Origin of the sequence: Pseudomonas sp. Sample_11, assembly GCF_004307505.1 — a bacterium.
GTDB lineage: Bacteria > Pseudomonadota > Gammaproteobacteria > Pseudomonadales > Pseudomonadaceae > Aquipseudomonas > Aquipseudomonas atacamensis.
Map to the genome: position 1 here is coordinate 1 of NZ_RCOD01000096.1, position 18693 is coordinate 18693.

General features: G+C 62.0%; 13 protein-coding genes. 3 read left to right on the forward strand and 10 right to left on the reverse strand.

What is annotated here, in order from left to right:
• Positions 1-149: 149 nt before the first annotated feature.
• From D8U60_RS24820 to D8U60_RS24865, 10 genes are all read right to left on the reverse strand, one after another.
• Positions 150-2654 carry a fused MFS/spermidine synthase gene (locus tag D8U60_RS24820; RefSeq protein WP_130901167.1) on the reverse strand — a complete coding sequence of 835 codons (2505 nt, stop codon included), beginning with the start codon at positions 2652-2654 and terminating at the stop codon, positions 150-152.
• Positions 2655-2902: 248 nt separating this feature from the next.
• The gene (locus tag D8U60_RS24825) at positions 2903-4477 is read right to left on the reverse strand and encodes an arylsulfatase (protein WP_110603419.1); all 1575 of its coding nucleotides are present in this window, start codon (positions 4475-4477) and stop codon (positions 2903-2905) included.
• A 69-nt stretch (positions 4478-4546) separates the two neighbouring features.
• Positions 4547-5569 carry an HAD family hydrolase gene (locus D8U60_RS24830; RefSeq protein WP_122612270.1) on the reverse strand — a complete coding sequence of 341 codons (1023 nt, stop codon included), beginning with the start codon at positions 5567-5569 and terminating at the stop codon, positions 4547-4549.
• Positions 5566-7008, reverse strand: coding sequence for a BatD family protein (locus D8U60_RS24835; RefSeq protein WP_130901168.1), 1443 nt, complete (start codon positions 7006-7008; stop codon positions 5566-5568). Before D8U60_RS24835 ends, D8U60_RS24830 begins: the two co-directional genes overlap by 4 nt.
• Complete coding sequence (locus D8U60_RS24840; RefSeq protein ID WP_130901169.1) at positions 7005-8585, reverse strand: VWA domain-containing protein; 1581 nt, start codon at positions 8583-8585, stop codon at positions 7005-7007. The genes D8U60_RS24835 and D8U60_RS24840 overlap by 4 nt, the downstream gene beginning before the upstream one ends.
• A 1-nt stretch (position 8586) precedes the next feature.
• Entirely contained in the window at positions 8587-9579 is a 993-nt protein-coding gene (locus D8U60_RS24845) for a VWA domain-containing protein (RefSeq protein ID WP_130901170.1), read from the reverse strand.
• The gene (locus D8U60_RS24850; RefSeq protein ID WP_130901171.1) at positions 9566-10165 is read right to left on the reverse strand and encodes a DUF4381 domain-containing protein; all 600 of its coding nucleotides are present in this window, start codon (positions 10163-10165) and stop codon (positions 9566-9568) included. The genes D8U60_RS24845 and D8U60_RS24850 overlap by 14 nt, the downstream gene beginning before the upstream one ends.
• Positions 10162-11097: a DUF58 domain-containing protein gene (locus D8U60_RS24855; protein ID WP_130901172.1), complete on the reverse strand. Its 936-nt coding sequence runs from the start codon at positions 11095-11097 to the stop codon at positions 10162-10164. The genes D8U60_RS24850 and D8U60_RS24855 overlap by 4 nt, the downstream gene beginning before the upstream one ends.
• Positions 11094-12074 carry a MoxR family ATPase gene (locus D8U60_RS24860; protein WP_016774619.1) on the reverse strand — a complete coding sequence of 327 codons (981 nt, stop codon included), beginning with the start codon at positions 12072-12074 and terminating at the stop codon, positions 11094-11096. Before D8U60_RS24860 ends, D8U60_RS24855 begins: the two co-directional genes overlap by 4 nt.
• A 22-nt stretch (positions 12075-12096) precedes the next feature.
• Entirely contained in the window at positions 12097-13110 is a 1014-nt protein-coding gene (locus tag D8U60_RS24865; protein WP_241663575.1) for a transporter, read from the reverse strand.
• A gap of 450 nt (positions 13111-13560) precedes the next feature.
• On the opposite strand from D8U60_RS24865, the gene tpx reads away from it, so the two are divergent.
• The 3 genes from tpx to D8U60_RS24880 all read left to right on the forward strand — a co-directional run bounded on the left by tpx (position 13561) and on the right by D8U60_RS24880 (position 18629).
• Positions 13561-14061 carry a thiol peroxidase gene (gene tpx, locus D8U60_RS24870; protein WP_071172346.1) on the forward strand — a complete coding sequence of 167 codons (501 nt, stop codon included), beginning with the start codon at positions 13561-13563 and terminating at the stop codon, positions 14059-14061.
• A gap of 174 nt (positions 14062-14235) precedes the next feature.
• Entirely contained in the window at positions 14236-15540 is a 1305-nt protein-coding gene (locus D8U60_RS24875; protein WP_125916191.1) for an MdtA/MuxA family multidrug efflux RND transporter periplasmic adaptor subunit, read from the forward strand.
• Positions 15537-18629, forward strand: coding sequence for an MdtB/MuxB family multidrug efflux RND transporter permease subunit (locus D8U60_RS24880; protein ID WP_130901173.1), 3093 nt, complete (start codon positions 15537-15539; stop codon positions 18627-18629). The genes D8U60_RS24875 and D8U60_RS24880 overlap by 4 nt, the downstream gene beginning before the upstream one ends.
• The last annotated feature ends 64 nt before the right edge of the window (positions 18630-18693 follow it).

An 18693-nucleotide genomic window follows, 5' to 3' on the forward strand; every position in this document is an offset into this window, starting at 1 on the left:
GCTGCGATCTTTTGATCTTGCTTTTGCTTTTCTGTGGGAGCTGGCTTGCCAGCGATGGCGGCCTGATAGCTGACCGGTTTTCACTGGTTGCACACGATCATAACTGTGGGAGCGAGCCTGCTCGCGAAGGCATCCTGTCAGTCCCCGCCTTACTGCCCGACAAACCAGCGAAAATATGGGTTCGCGCGATCCCCTTGCATCACTTCCTGAATATCCCGCCCCCAGGCGTCCCGATCGCCGTCGTAGGCGTGCAGGCTTGCCCGATAAAACTGCATCAACCGCTGCCGATGCGTTTCCATGCGTTCGCTGAATCCGCCGTCGGCGTTGACCAGTGTCGGTGGCTGATACAAGTCCAGCAGCGCCGGTAGCACGCGGGTGATTTCCTTGCTGCGTACCCACGGCGCGTATTCGATGCGCGGCTGATCATCAGTCACTGCCGGTGCATCGGCGGCGAAGCGCTCCAGGCCGGTGCGGTCGGTGACCCAGGTGGCCAGCAGCGCCGCCGCCGAGCCGATGCCGACGTCCTGCAGGGTGTTGCGTACGCTGTCCTGCTGGAAGCGCGCGGTGATTTTCGCGGCGTCCAGTTGCATCGGTTTCATTGAGCCAACCAGCAGCATTTCATGGAACTCGCTGGTCCACAGCGAGGCATGCGGGAACACGTCGAGGAAGCTGCGCACCAGTGAGCGCGAGTCGTCGATATTCTGCGTCGGCAGCGGCAGCCACTGGGCAACGATGCCCTGGTCCTGCAAGCGACTGGCGGCCAGCTCGTAGAAGTCCCGCGAATACAAATTGACCACGCCGGCAGCGGAGGGCGGTGGCGGTTCCAGGGTGATCACGTCGTAGGTCTGTGCACTGCGCAGCAGTTCCTGGCGACCGTCGCGCAGGCGTACGTCGACGCCGGGATCGCTGGCGGCATTGAAGTTGCCCTTGAACAACGGCGCTGCTTTCACCACCGATGGCAGCAACTCGGCAACCACGCGATGTTCCAGACCCGGATAGCGCAGCATGGCGCCTGCGGTGATGCCGGTGCCGAAGCCGATCACCAGGGTCGAGCGCGGTTCACCGTTGTGGATCAGCAGCGGCAGCAGCGCCTGAATGCGCATGTAGCGCAGCGACGGCATGGCATCGCCGGTGTTCGACACGCCCTGGATGTACAAACGGTGGAAGGTATTTTCGCCACGTCCCTGAGTGACCACCGCGACCGTGCCGCCGCGTCCTTCCTCGTAGAAGGCCAGCGTGCCGTTGCGTGCGCCGGGCAACAGACTGGCCAGTTTGTCGGCTGGGGTCAGTACCGCGACCGCTACGCAAACCAGACCCAGTGCGACCACGGCCTGGCGCCGACCTTTCGCCACGCCATGGCCCTTGCGCACCGCCAGATAACCAATTGTCGCTGCGACAAGCGCCAGTAGACCGAGGGTGCGGACAAGTCCCAGCAAGGGAATCAATACGAAGCCGCAAAGCATCACACCGATGATCCCGCCCAGGGTGTTGAACGCGACAACGGCGCCGACATCGCGGCCCACACGCTCGCTGCCGACACTCAGGCGCAACGCCAGAGGAAACGCCGCGCCGAGCAGCAGGGTCGGCACAAACACGATGCTCAGCGCCGCCACGGCAAAGCGCGCGCTCATGCCGGCCAGCTCGCTGACGCCAAGACTCAGCAGCCAGGTTTCCGCATGGCTCTGCGCGAGCACCAGCCAGCGGCCGAGCACGGCGATTTCCAGCAGCGCAATCAAACCTGCACCGGCAATCAACAAGCCGAATACGCCCCATGGGTCGCGAATGCGCTCGACGCGACGGGCGAGCAGGGCGCTGCCGATAAACAGCCCGGTCAGGTAAGTCGCCAGCACCACAGCAAACGCATAGGTGCGCGTGCTCATGAACTGCACGATCGATTGCGACCAGACCACCTCGTAACCCAACGCCACGCCCCCGGCGATCGCGTAGAGCCACAACGCAGTGCGGTCGGGCGCTTTGGCGTTGCCGTGTTTGACCGGTGTGACCAGCGCTACTGGCTGTTGGCGCTGCAACCACAGCGCACCGGCCGCGGCGAGCAGGTTGAGCATCGCGGCGAACAGCGCACTGCCGCGCACGCCGAGGCTGGCGATCAGTACGAACGCGGCGAGCAAAGTGCCAACGATCGCGCCCAGCGTATTCGCCGCATACAACTGACCGCCGGCCTTGCCCGGCTCAGCCGCCAGTGAGCGCACCAGCACCGGCAGCGTCCCGCCCATCAACACCGCCGGAATGCCTACCAGCGCAAACGGCAGCAACCACGCAAGCACGCCGACATGACCTTGCAACCAGGCAAACGCACCGGCCGCCAGACTCATGGCCACTGTCGCGCCAACGCCGAGTATCGCCACCAGTACTTCCAGCCCGGCATACAGCAGAACCGGCTGTTGCAAGCGATCGGCCCAGCGCCCGAACAGCCAGCCGCCGAGGGCGAGCCCGGCGAAAAACGCGCTGATGCCGGTGGTGATTGCGTAGACCTCGACGCCGACCACCAGCGACAGCTGTTTGATCCACAACACCTGATAGACCAACGCTGCCGCGCCGGAGATGCATAGCAGCAGGGCAGGGATCATTGAGGTGGCGGACGCGGCTTGCGGAACGGGTATGGCCGACGGCTTGCTGGCGATACGTGAGGACATGCGGTGAGCCTTGTTATGGATTGGCTGATGTTGATCGTTCCCACGCTCTGCGTGGGAATGCCTCACTGGACGCTCCGCGTCCGCTTCGGCATTGGACGCAGAGCGTCCCGGGCTGCGTTACCACGCAGAGCGTGGGAACGATCGCAGAAAACCTTGTGGGAGCGAGCCTGCTCGCGAACGAAACCGACCCGGTCGCTTGTTGAAAACAGGGCCGCCCGCCGATGAAGGCGAGCGGCGGTACAGCGCTATTACTGGGCTTTCTTCATTTTTTCTTCGATACGGCGGTCCACGTCCTCGCGGATCTGGTCGATGCTGAAGCTCGCCGGACGCTGGCTAGGTGGATAGTCGACGAACGTCTGCAGGAACTTCGCCGCACGGCGGGTACCGTCGAAAATCAGATAGTCGTTTTTCGTCAGCCAGTCATAGTACTGGTCAGACACGACATCGGCGCGTTCGTACGGGTCCATGCGCAGGTTGAACATTTTCGGCACACGCAGGCAGGTGAACGGTTCGCTCCACACCTGCAGTCCGCCGGGTGCGCGCTGCTCACAGAACACCAGTTTCCAATCGTTGAAACGCATGCTGACCAACGCACCGTCATCGTTGAAGTAGTAGAACTCCTTGCGCGCGCTCTTGTCGGTTTTACCCGTCAGGTAGTCCAGCTGGTTATAGCCGTCCAGGTGCACCTTGAAGTTCTTGCCGCCGATGTCGGCGCCCTTGAGCAAGCGGTCCTTGATGTCGGTGTCGCCCACGGCGGCCATCAGCGTCGGGAACCAGTCCAGACCGGAGAACATTTGCGTGGAGACTTCGCCGGCCTTGACTTTGCCCGGCCAGCGGATCATCGCCGGAACCCGGTACGCGCCTTCCCAGTTCGAGTTTTTCTCGTTGCGGAACGGCGTCGTTGCAGCGTCGGGCCACGACCATTGGTTCGGGCCGTTATCGGTGGTGTAGACAACGATGGTGTTCTCGGTCAGCTTCAAGTCATCCAGTGTCTTGAGCAGCTTGCCGACGTCGCCGTCATGCTCGAGCATGCCATCGGCATATTCGTTGCCGACCATGCCGCTTTGGCCTTGCATGGATTCGCGCACGTGAGTGAAGGCATGCATGCGTGTGGTGTTCATCCAGACGAAGAACGGTTTGTCCGCCTTGGCCTGTTTCTCGATGAACGCTTGCGCTGCGGCAGTGGTTTCGTCGTCGATGGTCTCCATGCGTTTCTTGGTCAGCGCGCCGGTGTCTTCAATCTTGCCGTCGGCAAAACTGTGGATCACGCCGCGAGGCGAGGCGGCCTTGACGAACTCGGCATCATCCTTGGGCCAGTACGGACGCTCCGGCTCCTCTTCGGCGTTGAGGTGATACAGGTTGCCGAAGAACTCGTCGAAACCATGGTTGGTCGGCAGGTATTCGTCTTTGTCGCCCAAGTGGTTCTTGCCGAATTGACCCGTGGCATAGCCCTGGGCTTTCAGCGCTTGGGCAATGGTCACATCGCGTGCCTGCAAGCCCACCGGGACCCCCGGCATGCCAACCTTGGACAAGCCGGTCCGCAACGGTGTCTGCCCGGTAATGAACGACGAGCGTCCGGCCGTGCAACTGTTTTCGGCATAGTAATCGGTGAAGATCATGCCTTCTTTGGCGATACGGTCGATATTTGGCGTCTTGTATCCGACCACGCCCATGGAATAGGCACTGATATTGGTCTGGCCGATGTCGTCGCCGAAGATCACGAGAATGTTGGGTTTTTCAGCCGCTGTGGCGGTTGCCGACAGCGCCATCACCGAGGTTGCCACCAGGGCGAGTTTCGGTAGCCACTTGCGTATGCGAGTCATCTGACTGCTCCTTTGCACGGGGGTCGTTTTTTGCGACAAACGTTTACTGCTCTCCTGCATTACGCTTTCTTATTGCACCTGCTCGGTTGCCGGCGGATCGAACGGATAGATCCGGCGCCATTCCGACGCCATGTCCACCACCGTCCAGCCACGGGAATTCGCTTCGTCGAGGGCCTTGTCGAGTCGGCCGATATTCGATTGCCGGTCATAAGCCCACTCGCGCTTGGCATCGGTGTGGTGCACCAGCCCCATCAGGCGCTTGCCCGGCCCGGCGGCGGTCCACTGCAGCATCTGCAGGTCGCCGTCGGAGTTGCCGAAGGCGAGGATCGGTCGCCGACCGATGACCGCATCGATGCTGACCGGTTTGCCCGGCCCGTCGTCGTTGTGCGCAACTTTCGGCGTGCGCACGATCGACGCTTTGCCGTCCTTGAACTGGTAAGAGGTGACGAACGTGGTACCGATCACCTGTTCCGGCGGGATGCCGTAGACCTTCTCGGCAAAAGCGCGCATGAAGCCGGTATCGCCGCCGGAAACGATGTAGGTCTTGAAGTTCTGGCTGCGCAGGTAGTCGAGCATTTCCAGCATCGGCTGGAAGATCATTTCGGTGTAGGGCTTGCCGGTTTTCGGGTGGCGCGCCTGGCTGAACCAGGTTTTCGCGTAGTCATCGAAGGCCTCGGTGGTCATGCCGCCGTGAGTGGCGCCGACGATCTTCAGCAAACCCTCCATGCCCGACGCGGCAAGGGCTTTGTGATCATTTTCCAGCACTGCCTTGAACGGCTGGGTGGTTTTCCATTCCGGGTGTTGTGCGGCCGTGCGCTTGACCTCGTCGAAGGCAAACAGCAATTCGAAGTACGCCGGTTGTTCGCTCCACAAGGTGCCGTCATTGTCGAACACGGCGATGCGATCGGCCGGTTTGACGAAGTCCTTGCTGCTCTGGTCGGTCACGGCCTGGACGAACTCGATAATGCTCTTTTTGGCCGGGCCGTCGTTCCATGACGGCAGCGGTTCATTCGCCTGTGCCAGCAGGGGCAGAACCAGTGTCAACAGCAGGGCGAGACCGAAACGTTGGCGACGCAGCAACGGGTTGATCATGTGAAATCCTTCTCATGCACAGGGTTGAGCGGGCGCAGGGCCGGTGCGGGTTTCGCCTGTTGGCGGGCGACCTGACTTTGAAGCGTAGACAACGATTGGCGAATCTGAACAAGTGTTTGCTCGACGGCAGACTGACGGCCGTAAAGCCCGCGTAACAAACCCTGCAAACGTGGCCCGGCGTCCGTGAGCTTCAAGCCCAGGCGACTGCGCCGTAGCCACAAGTACAGCGCGGTCAGTTGCGCCGGCCTGGCTTGCAGTTGCGGGGCGATCTGTTGCCAGGCGAAAGCGGGCGAATGCTGCCAGGCCAATTGCTTGGCCCGTTTATGTGCGAGCCAGCGTTGATGGGCGCGAACGGCGACGGGCCGCAGCAAGTACACACCGACGGCGAGGCCGACCGCCAGCGCCAGCCAGAGCAGCCAGCGGCTGGAGAAGTGCAAGTGATTCTGTTGCAGTTGCCTGAGGTCTTCGGCGAGCGAAAACACCGGTTTATAGGCGTTGTTGGCTGCGGCCTCGAAGCTCACGGCCGGCACTTCAGCGCTGCGGATCTGCTTCGCAGCGGAATCCCACCATTTCACGAGGATGGCTGGCAGCGTGTAAGTGCCGGCGCTGTCGATGCGATAGCTGGCGCTGTCGACACGTTGGCCGCCGAGGATATTGCCGCGACCATCATCCAGCGCAGTGACTTGTGGCGTCTTCGCGTAGCGACTCAAGCCGTCGACATCACTGAAGGTCGGAATCGGCAGGGCCATCGCCAGCGCGCCATCGGCTTGCAGGGTGAGCTCACGGGTGATGCTGTCGCCGACTTTCAGCGGCGTGGCCGAATTGGTAATAATCTGTTTCAAGCGCAACCCACTGGCGACCAGAGGCGTCTCCCCGGGCGCGAAACCGGGCGGCTGGGCTGCGCTGAAACTCAGCGGCTGGCTTTGTGCGCTGATTTCTTCAGTGGCCTGGCCCAGTGTGGCGCGTACGGTCAGCGCCGGGATGTCGAAACTGCGCGCGACGTTGGGCGTGATCAGATAGCTATAACGCAAGCCATTGAACGATTGACCATCGATGGTCTGGTTCAGATGCTGCGCCTGGCCGTTTGGCGGCATCACCAGCGCACCGTCGAGTTGCAGATCGGGCAGGGCGGCGGCGCTGGTGAACCAGGTGTCGGTGAGCACGTCGAGTTGCAGTTCGACCAGCCCGCCGACCATCGCGCCTTCGCTGGGGTTAAGGTGAGCCTGGACTTTCAGTTGCGCTGGGGCGGCAAAAACATTCAGAGACAGCAGGCTGGTCAGCAGCAGGGCGCTGAGCTTTGCGCTGATTGTTCTGCCGCCATCGCTGGTAAGCCAGCTCCCACAAATCACAGCAATCTTCACAAAGTTTGCAACTACACAGAAATTCCCTGTGGGAGCTGGCTTGCCAGCGATGGCGGCGCTCAGGTGCCGGAGGTTCATGGCCGATCTCCCTGCTGATCCTGCAAGCTGAACTTCTGCCTTAGAAACTTCGCTGGCGAGGTGGTCAGGTTCTCCAGCCACAGCGCGTCGGACGCCGCCTGTTGGGTCTCGACCTTTTTGCTCTGACCTTTTCCGGGTGCCTTGTCGAATTTGACTTCATCGGGTTTGGTTTGCGGAGCGTTTTTCTCGGCGCTTTCGGTGTCCTTGAGCAGTGCCTGAGCCAAGGCCAGATTGGCGCTCGCTTCGGTAAATTGCGGCTGCAGTTTCAACGCCTCGCTGTAGGCGGCAATCGCCTGATCGAACTTGAAGCGGCGCACATAAATGTTGCCCAGGTAGAAGTACGCCTGCGGCGTGTCCAGGCGGGCGAAGGTCGCCATTGCCAAGTCGTAATCGGCAGCGTGATAGGCCGCGACGCCTTTCCAGTACGGGTCGACGAACAGCGCCGCGGCTTCGGGCAAACGATCATGCTCAAACGCCCAGCGGCCTTGTTGGTCGCGGGTGAAAAACGCATCGGTGAGGGCGTTGGCCTGCGCCGGCGCCGCAGGCCAGCCCAACCCTACGGCCAAAAACAGCGCCGGCATCCAGTTGACGCTCCAGCCTTTGCGTACGCTGAACAGCGCCAGTAACAGCAATGGCCAGCAGAGCCAGTATCCGGCGTCCTTCCAGTGCAATTCGCGCTGTTCGGCGCTGGCGCTCTGGAAGTGTTGGCGGGCGTGCAACTCGATCCACTCCAGGTCATCGTTATTGAGGGTCAGGCTGCCGAGCGGCGCGTCGACGGCCGAGGCCAATTGCTTGAGGGCCGCTTGATCGAAACTGCCGAGCACCGGACGTCCGCTGCTGTCGATTTTCGGCTGGCCGCTGGCGGTAGTGATGACGCCCGCGTCTTCGCTGCCCACCGCCAGAACCAGAACCTGCAAGGCACTGCCGTCGAGGTGTTTTTGCAGATCATCGAGTTGCGTGGTATCGGCCCCATCAGTCATCAGCAGCAGACTGCCCGGGGTGTTCTCGGCGCTGAGCAAGCGTTTCGCTTGATCGATCACGGCGGCGACGTTCTTGCCGGGTTTGTCGATCAAGCCCGTGCCCAGGGCCTGGATGAAACTGTCGAGCAGCGCCGGATCGTCGGTCGGTGGCAACACCAGATGCGCGCTGCCGGCATAGGCGATCAGTGCGGTCCGCGCAGCGGCGCGACGTTGCAGCAGATCATGCAGCTTGTGCTTGACCGCCTCCAGCCGCGTCGACTGCACATCGTTGGCGTCCATCGACGGCGAAAGGTCGACGGCAACGATCAGTGGTGCGCGGTTCTCGAGAAAGTCCGGGCGATCCTGTTCCCACGTCGGCCCGGCCGCGGCGATTGCGCCGAGGATCAGCAGCGCACAGAGCAGGTGCACCGGGCGCCAGCGCTGGTGATCCTGCGGGGTGATCAACAAGTGCGGCAGCAAGTGTTCGGCGATATTGCCGCGCAGGCGCTTTTGCAGGTCGCGGCTGCGACGCCAGATCAGTGGCAGCATTGCGCCGAACAGCGCAAGCAACAGCCACAGCGGGCGCAGAAAGTGGAAATCGCTCAGGTTGATCTCCATTTCAGGCCTCCTGCCGCTGCCGCGCAACCGTCAGGTTCGGGCGTAAAAGGGCGCCGAGCTGATACAGCGCCAACAACAGCAATGCTGCGCCCAGCGGCCAGTAGAACAATTCCCGTTGCGGCTGATGGCTGAGTGTTTTTACCTGATGCGGAGTGAGCTGGTCGAGGGTGGTGTAGACCTGATCCAGCGCCGCGCGGTCTTCGGCGCGGAAGAAGCGGCCGCCGGTGGTATTGGCGATCTGTTCGAGGCCTTGCAGATTGACCTTCGCTTCGCCGGAAGCGTCGGGGTCGCCGATGCCGATGGTATGAATGACCACGCCTTTGTTGGCCGCCATTTCGGCGGCGTGATCCGGGGTGATCGCGCTGCTGGTGTCGTTGCCATCGGTCAGCAGAATCAGGACTTTTTCCTGCTCATGGGCCTTGTCGAGCAATTTCAGGCTGAGCCCGATTGCATCGCCGATCGCTGTGTTGGGGCCGGCCATGCCGATCCCGGTATCGGCCAGCAACAACGACAGGCTGGCGTGATCGAGGGTCAGCGGGGCCTGTGGGTAGGCACCGCTGCCAAATACGATCAGGCCGATGCGGTCGTCCTTGCGTTTGTCGATAAAGCCTTGCACCACTTCTTTGACCGCCGCCAGGCGATTGATTTTTTCGCCCTGAGCATTGGTGAAATCCCCGGTTTCCATCGACTGCGAAAGGTCGATGGCGAGCATCAGGTCGCGCACCGGTTGCTGGCGTTCGATCGGCTTTTCGACATACACCGGACGCGACACGGCCAGCAGAATCAGCGCCCACACCAGCACATTGAGCAGCAGTTGCCAGCGATTGCGCCGACTGCCCGCGGTGCCTGGCGCTTCGCCGACCGCGCGGCTCATCGCGCCGAAAAACGGTACGCGCACGGCACTGCGGGCTTCGTTGTAAGCGGGCAAAAAGCGGTAAGCCAGCCACGGCAGCGGCAGCAGGAGTAACAGCCAGGGGTAATCAAGCTGCCACATGGTGATGCTCCACCCAGTATTGGCAGCTGTCGAAAAGCATTTGCCGTTGTGCTGCGGGGAGGGCGCGCAATACGGGGTCCGGCGCGTAGGCAAGTTGGGCCAGTTGCGTGCTGAAGTCGGCGGGCATTCTGTTTTTGCAATGCCGTTGCAGAAACTCCTGCCAGTCATCTTTGCCAAGCGCCGCCGGCCCTTGTGGGAGCGAGCCTGCTGGCGAAAGCGCCGTGTCAGTGGATCGAGGTATTGCATGCGCTGACGTCTTCGCGAGCAGGCTCGCTCCCACAGGGAATGCATTCCAGCGCCGCGATCGAGTGGGCATGGACAGGGCAGTGCGTTTGAGCAGCTCAGGCAATTCGCGCAGGGCGTTGAGGTCGTCACTGCGGCTGCGCAACTGTGCCAGTCGGGCAAGGGCTTCACGGCGATAGCGGTCGCGGCGCCATTGCCAGTATCTGCGCAGGCCGAGCAACAGCGCGGCGAATATCAGCACCGCCAGCAACAGCCACCAGCCCCAGGTTTGCGGCGCATAGCTGACGGGCGCGGGCAGGGCCAGCTCCTTGAGCTGATCGATGCTGGGGATATTCGGGTTCATCGCGCGCGCCCGTCGCTTTTGCCCAGTTCGGCGCGCAGTTGCCCATGGGCGTCCTCGGCGGTGCTGATCATCATCAGCGGCACCTGACTGCGGCGCAGCAGGGTGGCGACGTCCTTGAGCCGCCCGCTGAGAAAATCCCCCAGCGGCTGATGCACGTTACGTTTCTCGATCGCCAGTTCGACCTGCAACTCGCCTTGGGTGACCAGCAGGCGACCGTTGTTCGGCAGTTTCAGCGCCAGCGGATCATAGACCTGCAAGGCAATCACATCGTTGTGCGCCGACAGCTGCCGCATCAATTGCAAGGTGCGTTCACCGGCACCGGCAAAGTCGCTGGCGATGCAGATCAAGTGGTCGTGCCCGGCCACACCGAGGCAGCGCTGCAAGGCCTTGTCCAATTGGTCCTCATCTTCGGCGTCGGGATTACCGGCATTCAGCGCGCGGTTTTGCTGCACCACGCGGCTGAGCAGTGCCTCGACACGCTTGCGACTGCGCAACGGCGCGATGCTGTCGATACGCTGGTCGTTGAAGACCAGACCGCCGACCCGATCCCCGGCGTGAAAAACCATCCACGCCGCCAGCGCGGCGAGTTCGGCGGCGACTGCCGATTTGAAGCTGCGCTGCGAGCCGAAGAACATCGACATGCGCTGGTCGACCACGATCAGGGCCGGGCGGTCGCGTTCTTCGGTGAAAGTGCGCACCACCGGTTTGCCGGTACGCAACGAAGCGCGCCAGTCGAGGTGGCGCAGGTCATCGCCCGGTTGATAGCGGCGCAACTCGTCGAAATTCAGCCCGCGACCGCGCAGCCGCGAGGCGTGGTTGCCGGCGAGGACGCTGCCCTGCGGCTGCCGGGCAAGAAAGCTCAGGTCACGGGCCTTGAACTCCAGCGCCATCAATTGCGCCAGAGAGACGTAGACCAGACCTTCGTCGTTCATGCGGGAATCGCCACTTTGTCGAGAATCCGGTCGAGCACCTGATCGGCGCTGACGCCATCGGCAACGGCGTCGTAACTCAGCTGCAAACGATGGCGCAACACCGGATGGACCACGGCGCGGACGTTGTCCGGCGAAACGAAATCCTGCCCCTGCAGCCACGCATCGGCGCGGGCGCAGCGGTCCAGGCCAATGCCGCCACGGGGACTGGCACCAATGGCGATCCAGCGTGCGAGGTCTTCGTCGTAGTCGGCGGGGTGGCGGGTGGCGTTGATCAGGTCAATCAGGTACGTGTCGATGGCCGGTGAAACGTGCACCGCGCTGACTTCCTTGCGCGCAGCAAAAATCACCTCCTGCGGCAAAGTGAAATTCTTCACCGGCGTGGTGCTCGCACCTTGGGCAAACTCTTCGTTGCGCAGCAGGCGCAGCACCTGGCTTTCGTTTTCGGCGCTGGGGTAATCGAGCAGCACCTTCATCAGAAAACGGTCCATCTGCGCTTCCGGCAGTGGGTAGGTGCCTTCCTGCTCGATCGGGTTCTGCGTCGCCACCACGATGAACAGCTCCGGTAGCGCATGGCTGTTGCCGGCGACGGTGATCTGGCGTTCCTCCATGGCTTCGAGCAGCGCCGCCTGGACCTTGGCCGGGGCGCGGTTGATTTCGTCGGCGAGGATCAGATTGCCGAACAGCGGGCCGGGCTGGAATCGGATCTCGTTCTTGCCCTCGACCTGGTGCAGCACCTCGGCGCCAGTGATGTCCGAGGGCAACAGGTCGGGGGTGAACTGGATGCGGCTCATCTTGGCATCAAGGTGTTTGGCCAGTGCCTTGACCGTGCGTGTCTTGGCCAGCCCGGGCAGGCTCTCCAGGAGCAAATGACCATTGGCCAACAGCCCGAGCAGAATCTGCCGGATGACTTGATCCTGGCCGAGCACCGCTTCGGCGATGCTGGCTTGCAGGGCGTTGAGGTCGGTGAGCGCTGTCATGGGCAGTCCTTTGTGTCCGGGTCTAGAAAAACGCCAGGGTCAGATTGACGCTGAAGCCGTTGCCCTCGGGGCGGTTTTTGGTGTCGAACTCCGGCACCCAGCGCGCGCTGATATTGGCCTGGGCATCGGCGAATTTTCCGGCCCAGCCAATTACCGGGCCGGCGCCGACCGAACGGCCGCGATAGCCATTGAAGACATCGGCGGTCTGGCCTTTGTCGTCAGTCAGTTGCTGCACGTAGCCGGCGGCAAGTCCGGCGTTCCAGCCATTGCCCAAGCCGTGAGTCCAGAGGGCGTCGAGGGTGAAGATGTTGCCGTTGCGATAATCGGTGGCGTCGTTCTCGGTGTAGAACTCCAGCCCGCTGGACAAGGTGAACTCGCCGCCCTTGCCGTCGAGATGGGTAAAGGCCACGGTCGGCATGAACGTGTAATTGTTCTGTCCGGGATTGGCCAGGCGATCCTTGTTATAAGCGCCGGTCGGCACGTAGATCGGTAGCGACAGCGAGAGATGATTGAGTTCGTCGAAGTGATAACCGGCGGCGAGCGGGGTGATCAGCGCATCGGCAAACTGCGTGCCGGAATCGCTGTCACCCAAAGTGCGCCCGCGCGGGCCGGTGATGCTCGCCTTGATGTCGGTGTATTGCACCGGCAGGCCCATTGCCGAAGCGAAATTCCAGCGGCCCTTGCCGGTGTTCCAGACATGGGTGAAGTTGGCCATGGTGTAGGAGACTTTCATGTCGATCCCGCCACTGATCGCGCCGGAAATCGGTGCGCCGTCGCTGCCCTTGAGCGAGCCGTCGTACCAGATGCTGGTCAACGACATTACCCAGCCCGGCTCCGGCGGCACGATGCCAGCATTGGCGAACACTTGCTGGCCCGTGATCGGCCGGCCGACGCCACCTTCTGCGGCGAACAGCGATGGACTGACGCCCAGGCACAGCAAGAGGAGGAGACGCCCGCTCCGTGGCTTGAGCCTGGTAAACGCCGCGCCACCCGGCCCCTTCACAAATCCTCTATTCCCGGCTCGACTGCAGATCATTCCCGATTCCATGGTGTTTTTCCGGACAACTGAGCACTGTCGCGCCGCTACTGCGTTATCCCTTTGCTTATCAAGCCTGTAGGACACGTCCTTCTGAAACTAGCAGCTAATCGGGGGTTAGCCAGTCGAAGGAATTAATTCGTTGGTGCGGGCGGCGGGGTGCACACATCACACCTCTAATGGTCGGAGCCGGGCTGAATCGAAGGTGGTTGGGGCGGCACTGCAAACTTCTGTGGGAGCGAGCCTGCTCGCGAAAGCGGTAGCCGAGTTGACACACGTTTCTGATATCGATACCCGATTTCGCGAGCAGGCTCGCTCCCACAGGACTTGTATACAATCTCGCCGTGGAGCGCCCAACAATTTCCAACGGGGCATAGGTCGCCAGCCGATTTCGTGGTTAACTTCCGCCTCTTGCATGCTTTCCAATCAAAAAACAGAAGGACTCAAGTCATGGCTCAAGTCACCCTCAAAGGCAATCCGGTTCAAGTCAACGGCCAGTTGCCACAAGCCGGTTCCAAGGCGCCAGCCTTTTCCCTGGTAGCCGGCAATCTGTCCGACGTCACCCTGAAAGACTTCGCCGGCAAGCGCAAAGTCCTGAACATTTTCCCAAGCGTCGACACCCCGACCTGCGCCACCTCCGTGCGCAAGTTCAACGCCCAGGCCAACGACATCAGCAACACCGTGGTGCTGTGCATCTCCGCTGACCTGCCGTTCGCCCAGGCGCGCTTCTGCGGCGCCGAAGGTCTGGAAAACGTACAGAACCTGTCGACCCTACGCGGCAGCGAGTTCATCGAAAACTACGGCGTGGCCATCGCTGACGGCCCGCTGAAAGGCCTGACCGCTCGCGCCGTTGTGGTGCTGGACGAAAACGACAACGTTCTGCACAGCGAACTGGTCAAGGAAATCGCTGAGGAGCCTAACTACGAAGCGGCACTGTCCGTTCTCAAGTAAGGCTTTTACAATTGTTAACGGCCTGGCCCTGTCCAGGCCGTTTTCATTTGTGTATCAGGGTTTTGCCTCACACCTTGAAACGTAAGTGGAAGGTAAATTGCCGGTAAAGCTGCTTTGCTTAAATCCACTCAGTGCTTATCGTTCAGCCTCCCGTAATAGAAGCCCACGCGCCCAATGGTCAATAACTCCATGCAATCGTCCCCCCGCAAATCCCGTCGCTGGCTGATCAGCCTGCTGGTCCTGTTGGTCATCGCTGTCCTGTGCTGGAAATTCTGGCCCACCGGCTCTGCTGACAAGGCGGGCGGCGACAAAGCGGCCGCCGGCCATACCGGGCGCTCGGGAATGATGCGGCCGGGCTTCGGCGGCGGTACCGGGCCGATTCCGGTGCGTGTGGCGCCGGCGGTGAAGGGCGACTTCCCGCTGTATTACAAGGCACTGGGCACGGTCACCGCGCTCAATACCATCAACGTGCGCAGCCGGGTGGGCGGCGAACTGGTGAAGATTCATTTCGAAGAAGGGCAGATGGTCAAGGCGGGCGACCTGCTGGCCGAGATCGATCCGCGTCCTTACCAGAATGCTTTGCTCCAGGCCGAAGGCACGTTGCTGCAGAATCAGGCGCAACTGAAAAACGCCCAGGTCGACGTCGAGCGTTATCGTGGGCTGTATAAAGAAGACAGCATCGCCAAACAGACCCTCGACACCGCCGAAGCGCTGGTGGGGCAGTATCTGGGCACGGTCAAGACCAATCAGGCAGCGGTCAACGACGCCAAGCTCAATCTCGAATTCACCAAGATCCGCGCGCCGATTGCCGGACGCGTCGGTCTGCGTCAGGTCGACGTCGGCAACCTCGTCGCCGCCAATGACACCACGTTCCTCGCGGTGATCACCCAGACGCAACCGATCAGCGTGGCCTTCACCTTGCCGGAGAACAGCCTCGACACCGTGCTGGCCCGTTACCGCAGCGGCGCCAAACTGCCTGCCGAAGCGTGGGATCGCGGCGACACCAAGCTGCAAGCCACTGGCGTGCTGCAAAGCCTCGACAACCAGATCGACGTCGCTACCGGCACCCTCAAGTTCAAGGCCCGCTACGACAATCGCGACCAGTCGCTGTTTCCCAACCAGTTCGTCAACGTTCATTTACTGGCCGACACGCTGAAAGGTGTAGTGCTGGCGCCGTCGGCTGCGATCCAGTTCGGCACCAATGGCACCTTCGTCTATGCGCTGGACGGCGACAAGAAAGTCACCATTCGCCAACTGAAAATCGGTGCCAGCGACGGTGACAACACCGTGGTCACCGAAGGCCTCGCCGCGGGTGATCGCGTTGTGCTCGAAGGCACCGATCGCCTGAAGGAGGGCAGCGAAGTCGAAGTGGTCAATGACAGCAGCGAAGTGCCGACCTCGCCGACCGAACACCTGCAAGGCAAATCTGCCGCCAATCCTGATGCGACCACAGCCGACAAGGCCAAGAAGGGCGCATGAACATTTCGCGGCTGTTCATCCTCCGTCCGGTAGCCACCACCCTGAGCATGCTGGCCATTGTTCTGGCCGGCCTGATCGCCTATCGCCTGCTGCCGGTTTCGGCCTTGCCGCAGGTCGATTACCCGACCATCCGCGTCATGACTCTGTACCCCGGCGCCAGTCCAGACGTAATGACCAGCGCCGTCACCGCGCCGCTTGAGCGCCAGTTCGGGCAGATGCCGGGCCTGACGCAAATGGCTTCGACCAGCTCCGGCGGCGCTTCGGTGCTGACCCTGCGTTTCAGCCTCGACATCAACATGGACGTCGCCGAACAGCAGGTGCAGGCCGCGATCAACGCCGCGACCAACCTGCTGCCGACCGACCTGCCGGCGCCGCCGGTGTACAACAAGGTCAACCCGGCGGACACCCCGGTGCTGACCCTGGCCATCACTTCGAAAACCATGCTGCTGCCCAAACTCAATGACTTGGTCGATACGCGCATGGCGCAGAAAATCGCCCAGATCAGCGGCGTGGGCATGGTCAGCATCGCTGGTGGCCAGCGTCAGGCGGTACGAATCAAGGTCAACCCCGAAGCGCTCGCGGCCAACAGCCTCAATCTGTCGGACGTGCGCACGCTGATCGGCGCCTCCAACGTCAACCAGCCGAAAGGCAACTTCGATGGCCCGACCCGGGTGTCGATGCTCGATGCCAACGACCAACTGACCTCGCCCGAGGACTACGCCAATCTGATCCTGACCTACAAGAACGGCGCGCCGTTGCGGCTCAAGGACGTCGCGGAAATCGTCGATGGCGCCGAGAACGAGCGTCTCGCTGCGTGGGCCAACCAGAATCAGGCGGTGCTGCTCAACATCCAGCGCCAACCCGGCGCCAACGTCATCGAAGTGGTCGATCGCATCAAGGCCTTGCTGCCAAGCATCACCGACAACCTGCCGGCCGGCCTCGACGTCACTGTGCTGACAGACCGCACCCAGACCATCCGCGCCTCGGTCACCGACGTGCAACACGAACTGCTGATCGCCATCGCGCTGGTGGTCATGGTCACGTTCCTGTTTCTGCGCCGCGCCAGTGCGACGATCATTCCCTCGGTGGCCGTGCCGCTGTCGCTGATCGGCACCTTCGGCGTGATGTACCTCGCCGGTTTTTCGGTGAACAACCTGACGTTGATGGCGCTGACCATTGCCACCGGCTTCGTGGTCGACGATGCCATCGTCATGCTCGAGAACATTTCACGCTTCATCGAAGAGGGTGACAGCCCGATGCAGGCCGCGCTCAAGGGCGCGAAACAGATCGGCTTCACCCTGATTTCCCTGACCCTGTCGCTGATCGCCGTCCTGATTCCGTTGCTGTTCATGGCCGATGTAGTGGGGCGCCTGTTCCGCGAGTTCGCCATTACCCTGGCGGTGGCAATCCTGATTTCCCTGGTGGTGTCGCTGACCCTGACGCCGATGATGTGCGCGCGTCTGCTCAAGCGTGAACCGCAGGAGCACGAGCAAGGCCGTTTCTACCGCGCCAGCGGTGCGTGCATCGACTGGATGATCAAGGAATACGGGCGGATGCTGCGCTGGGTGCTCAAGCATCAGCCGCTGACCTTGCTGGTCGCCATCGGCACACTGGCGTTGACCGTGTTCCTGTACGTCATCGTGCCGAAGGGTTTCTTTCCGGTGCAGGACACCGGCGTGATTCAGGGTATTTCCGAAGCGCCGCAGTCGATCTCCTTCGCGGCGATGGGCGAGCGGCAGCAGCAACTGGCGAAGATCATTCTCGAAGATCCGGCGGTGCAGAGCCTGTCGTCCTACATTGGCGTCGACGGCGACAACGCCACGCTCAACAGCGGCCGCTTGCTGATCAACCTCAAGCCCCACGGCGAGCGCGATCTGACGGCCAGCGAAGTGATTTCCCGCCTGCAACCGCAACTGGACAAACTGGTCGGCATTCGGCTGTTCATGCAGCCGGTGCAGGACCTGACCATCGAGGATCGGGTCAGTCGCACCCAGTACCAGTTCAGCATGTCCTCGCCGGACTCGGAATTGCTCAGCCAGTGGAGCAGCCGTCTGGTCGAAGCCCTGGCGCAGCGTCCGGAGTTGACCGACGTGGCCAGTGATCTGCAGGACAAAGGCTTGCAGGTCTATCTGGTGATCGACCGCGACGCCGCATCGCGCCTTGGCGTGTCGGTGGCGAATATCACCGATGCGCTGTACGACGCGTTCGGCCAGCGGCAGATTTCGACCATTTACACCCAGGCCAGCCAGTACCGCGTGGTGCTGCAAGCCCAGGCCGGGGAGAAGATCGGCCCGCAGGCGCTGGATCAGATTCACGTCAAGACTACCGACGGCGCGCAGGTGCGTCTGTCGAGTCTGGCGCATGTCGAAGAGCGTCAGGCGCAACTGGCGATCACCCACATCGGCCAGTTCCCGGCGGTGATGATGTCGTTCAACCTCGCGCCGGGCGTGGCGTTGGGGCATGCCGTGGACATTATCGAGCAAGTGCAGCAGGACATCGGCATGCCGGTCGGCGTGCAGACTCAGTTCCAGGGCGCGGCGCAAGCGTTCCAGGCTTCGCTGTCGAGCACTTTGCTGCTGATTCTGGCGGCGGTGGTGACCATGTACATCGTGCTAGGCGTGCTCTACGAGAGCTACATCCACCCGATCACCATTCTTTCGACCTTGCCGTCGGCAGCGGTCGGTGCCTTGCTGGCGTTGCTGCTCAGTGGCAACGATTTGGGCATGATCGCGATCATCGGCATCATCCTGCTGATCGGTATCGTCAAGAAGAACGCGATCATGATGATCGACTTCGCCCTCGACGCTGAACGCACCCAGGGCATGGCCCCGGCCGAGGCGATCTATCAAGCGGCTTTGCTGCGTTTTCGGCCGATTCTGATGACCACGCTGGCGGCGTTGTTCGGCGCAGTGCCGCTGATGCTTGCCACGGGGTCTGGCGCGGAACTGCGTCAGCCGTTGGGTCTGGTGATGGTCGGCGGTTTGCTGGTGAGCCAGGTGTTGACGCTGTTCACCACGCCGGTGATTTACCTGGCTTTTGATCGGTTGGGGCGGCGTTGGACCAAGCCTGTCGCGGGAGAGGTGGTGTGAGCGGCGTGGTGAAAGCAGCTTCAAGCTGCAAGCTTCAAGCTGCAAGAAAACAGCAGCCTTCGCG

Bases quoted from the DNA above. Each gene is read 5' to 3' on its own strand.
- D8U60_RS24820 (WP_130901167.1), bottom strand. From the start codon at position 2,654: ATGTCCTCACGTATCGCCAGCAAGCCGTCGGCCATACCCGTTCCGCAA.
- D8U60_RS24825 (WP_110603419.1), bottom strand. From the start codon at position 4,477: ATGACTCGCATACGCAAGTGGCTACCGAAACTCGCCCTGGTGGCAACC.
- D8U60_RS24830 (WP_122612270.1), bottom strand. From the start codon at position 5,569: ATGATCAACCCGTTGCTGCGTCGCCAACGTTTCGGTCTCGCCCTGCTG.
- D8U60_RS24835 (WP_130901168.1), bottom strand. From the start codon at position 7,008: ATGAACCTCCGGCACCTGAGCGCCGCCATCGCTGGCAAGCCAGCTCCC.
- D8U60_RS24840 (WP_130901169.1), bottom strand. From the start codon at position 8,585: ATGGAGATCAACCTGAGCGATTTCCACTTTCTGCGCCCGCTGTGGCTG.
- D8U60_RS24845 (WP_130901170.1), bottom strand. From the start codon at position 9,579: ATGTGGCAGCTTGATTACCCCTGGCTGTTACTCCTGCTGCCGCTGCCG.
- D8U60_RS24850 (WP_130901171.1), bottom strand. From the start codon at position 10,165: ATGAACCCGAATATCCCCAGCATCGATCAGCTCAAGGAGCTGGCCCTG.
- D8U60_RS24855 (WP_130901172.1), bottom strand. From the start codon at position 11,097: ATGAACGACGAAGGTCTGGTCTACGTCTCTCTGGCGCAATTGATGGCG.
- D8U60_RS24860 (WP_016774619.1), bottom strand. From the start codon at position 12,074: ATGACAGCGCTCACCGACCTCAACGCCCTGCAAGCCAGCATCGCCGAA.
- D8U60_RS24865 (WP_241663575.1), bottom strand. From the start codon at position 13,110: ATGATCTGCAGTCGAGCCGGGAATAGAGGATTTGTGAAGGGGCCGGGT.
- tpx (WP_071172346.1), top strand. From the start codon at position 13,561: ATGGCTCAAGTCACCCTCAAAGGCAATCCGGTTCAAGTCAACGGCCAG.
- D8U60_RS24875 (WP_125916191.1), top strand. From the start codon at position 14,236: ATGGTCAATAACTCCATGCAATCGTCCCCCCGCAAATCCCGTCGCTGG.
- D8U60_RS24880 (WP_130901173.1), top strand. From the start codon at position 15,537: ATGAACATTTCGCGGCTGTTCATCCTCCGTCCGGTAGCCACCACCCTG.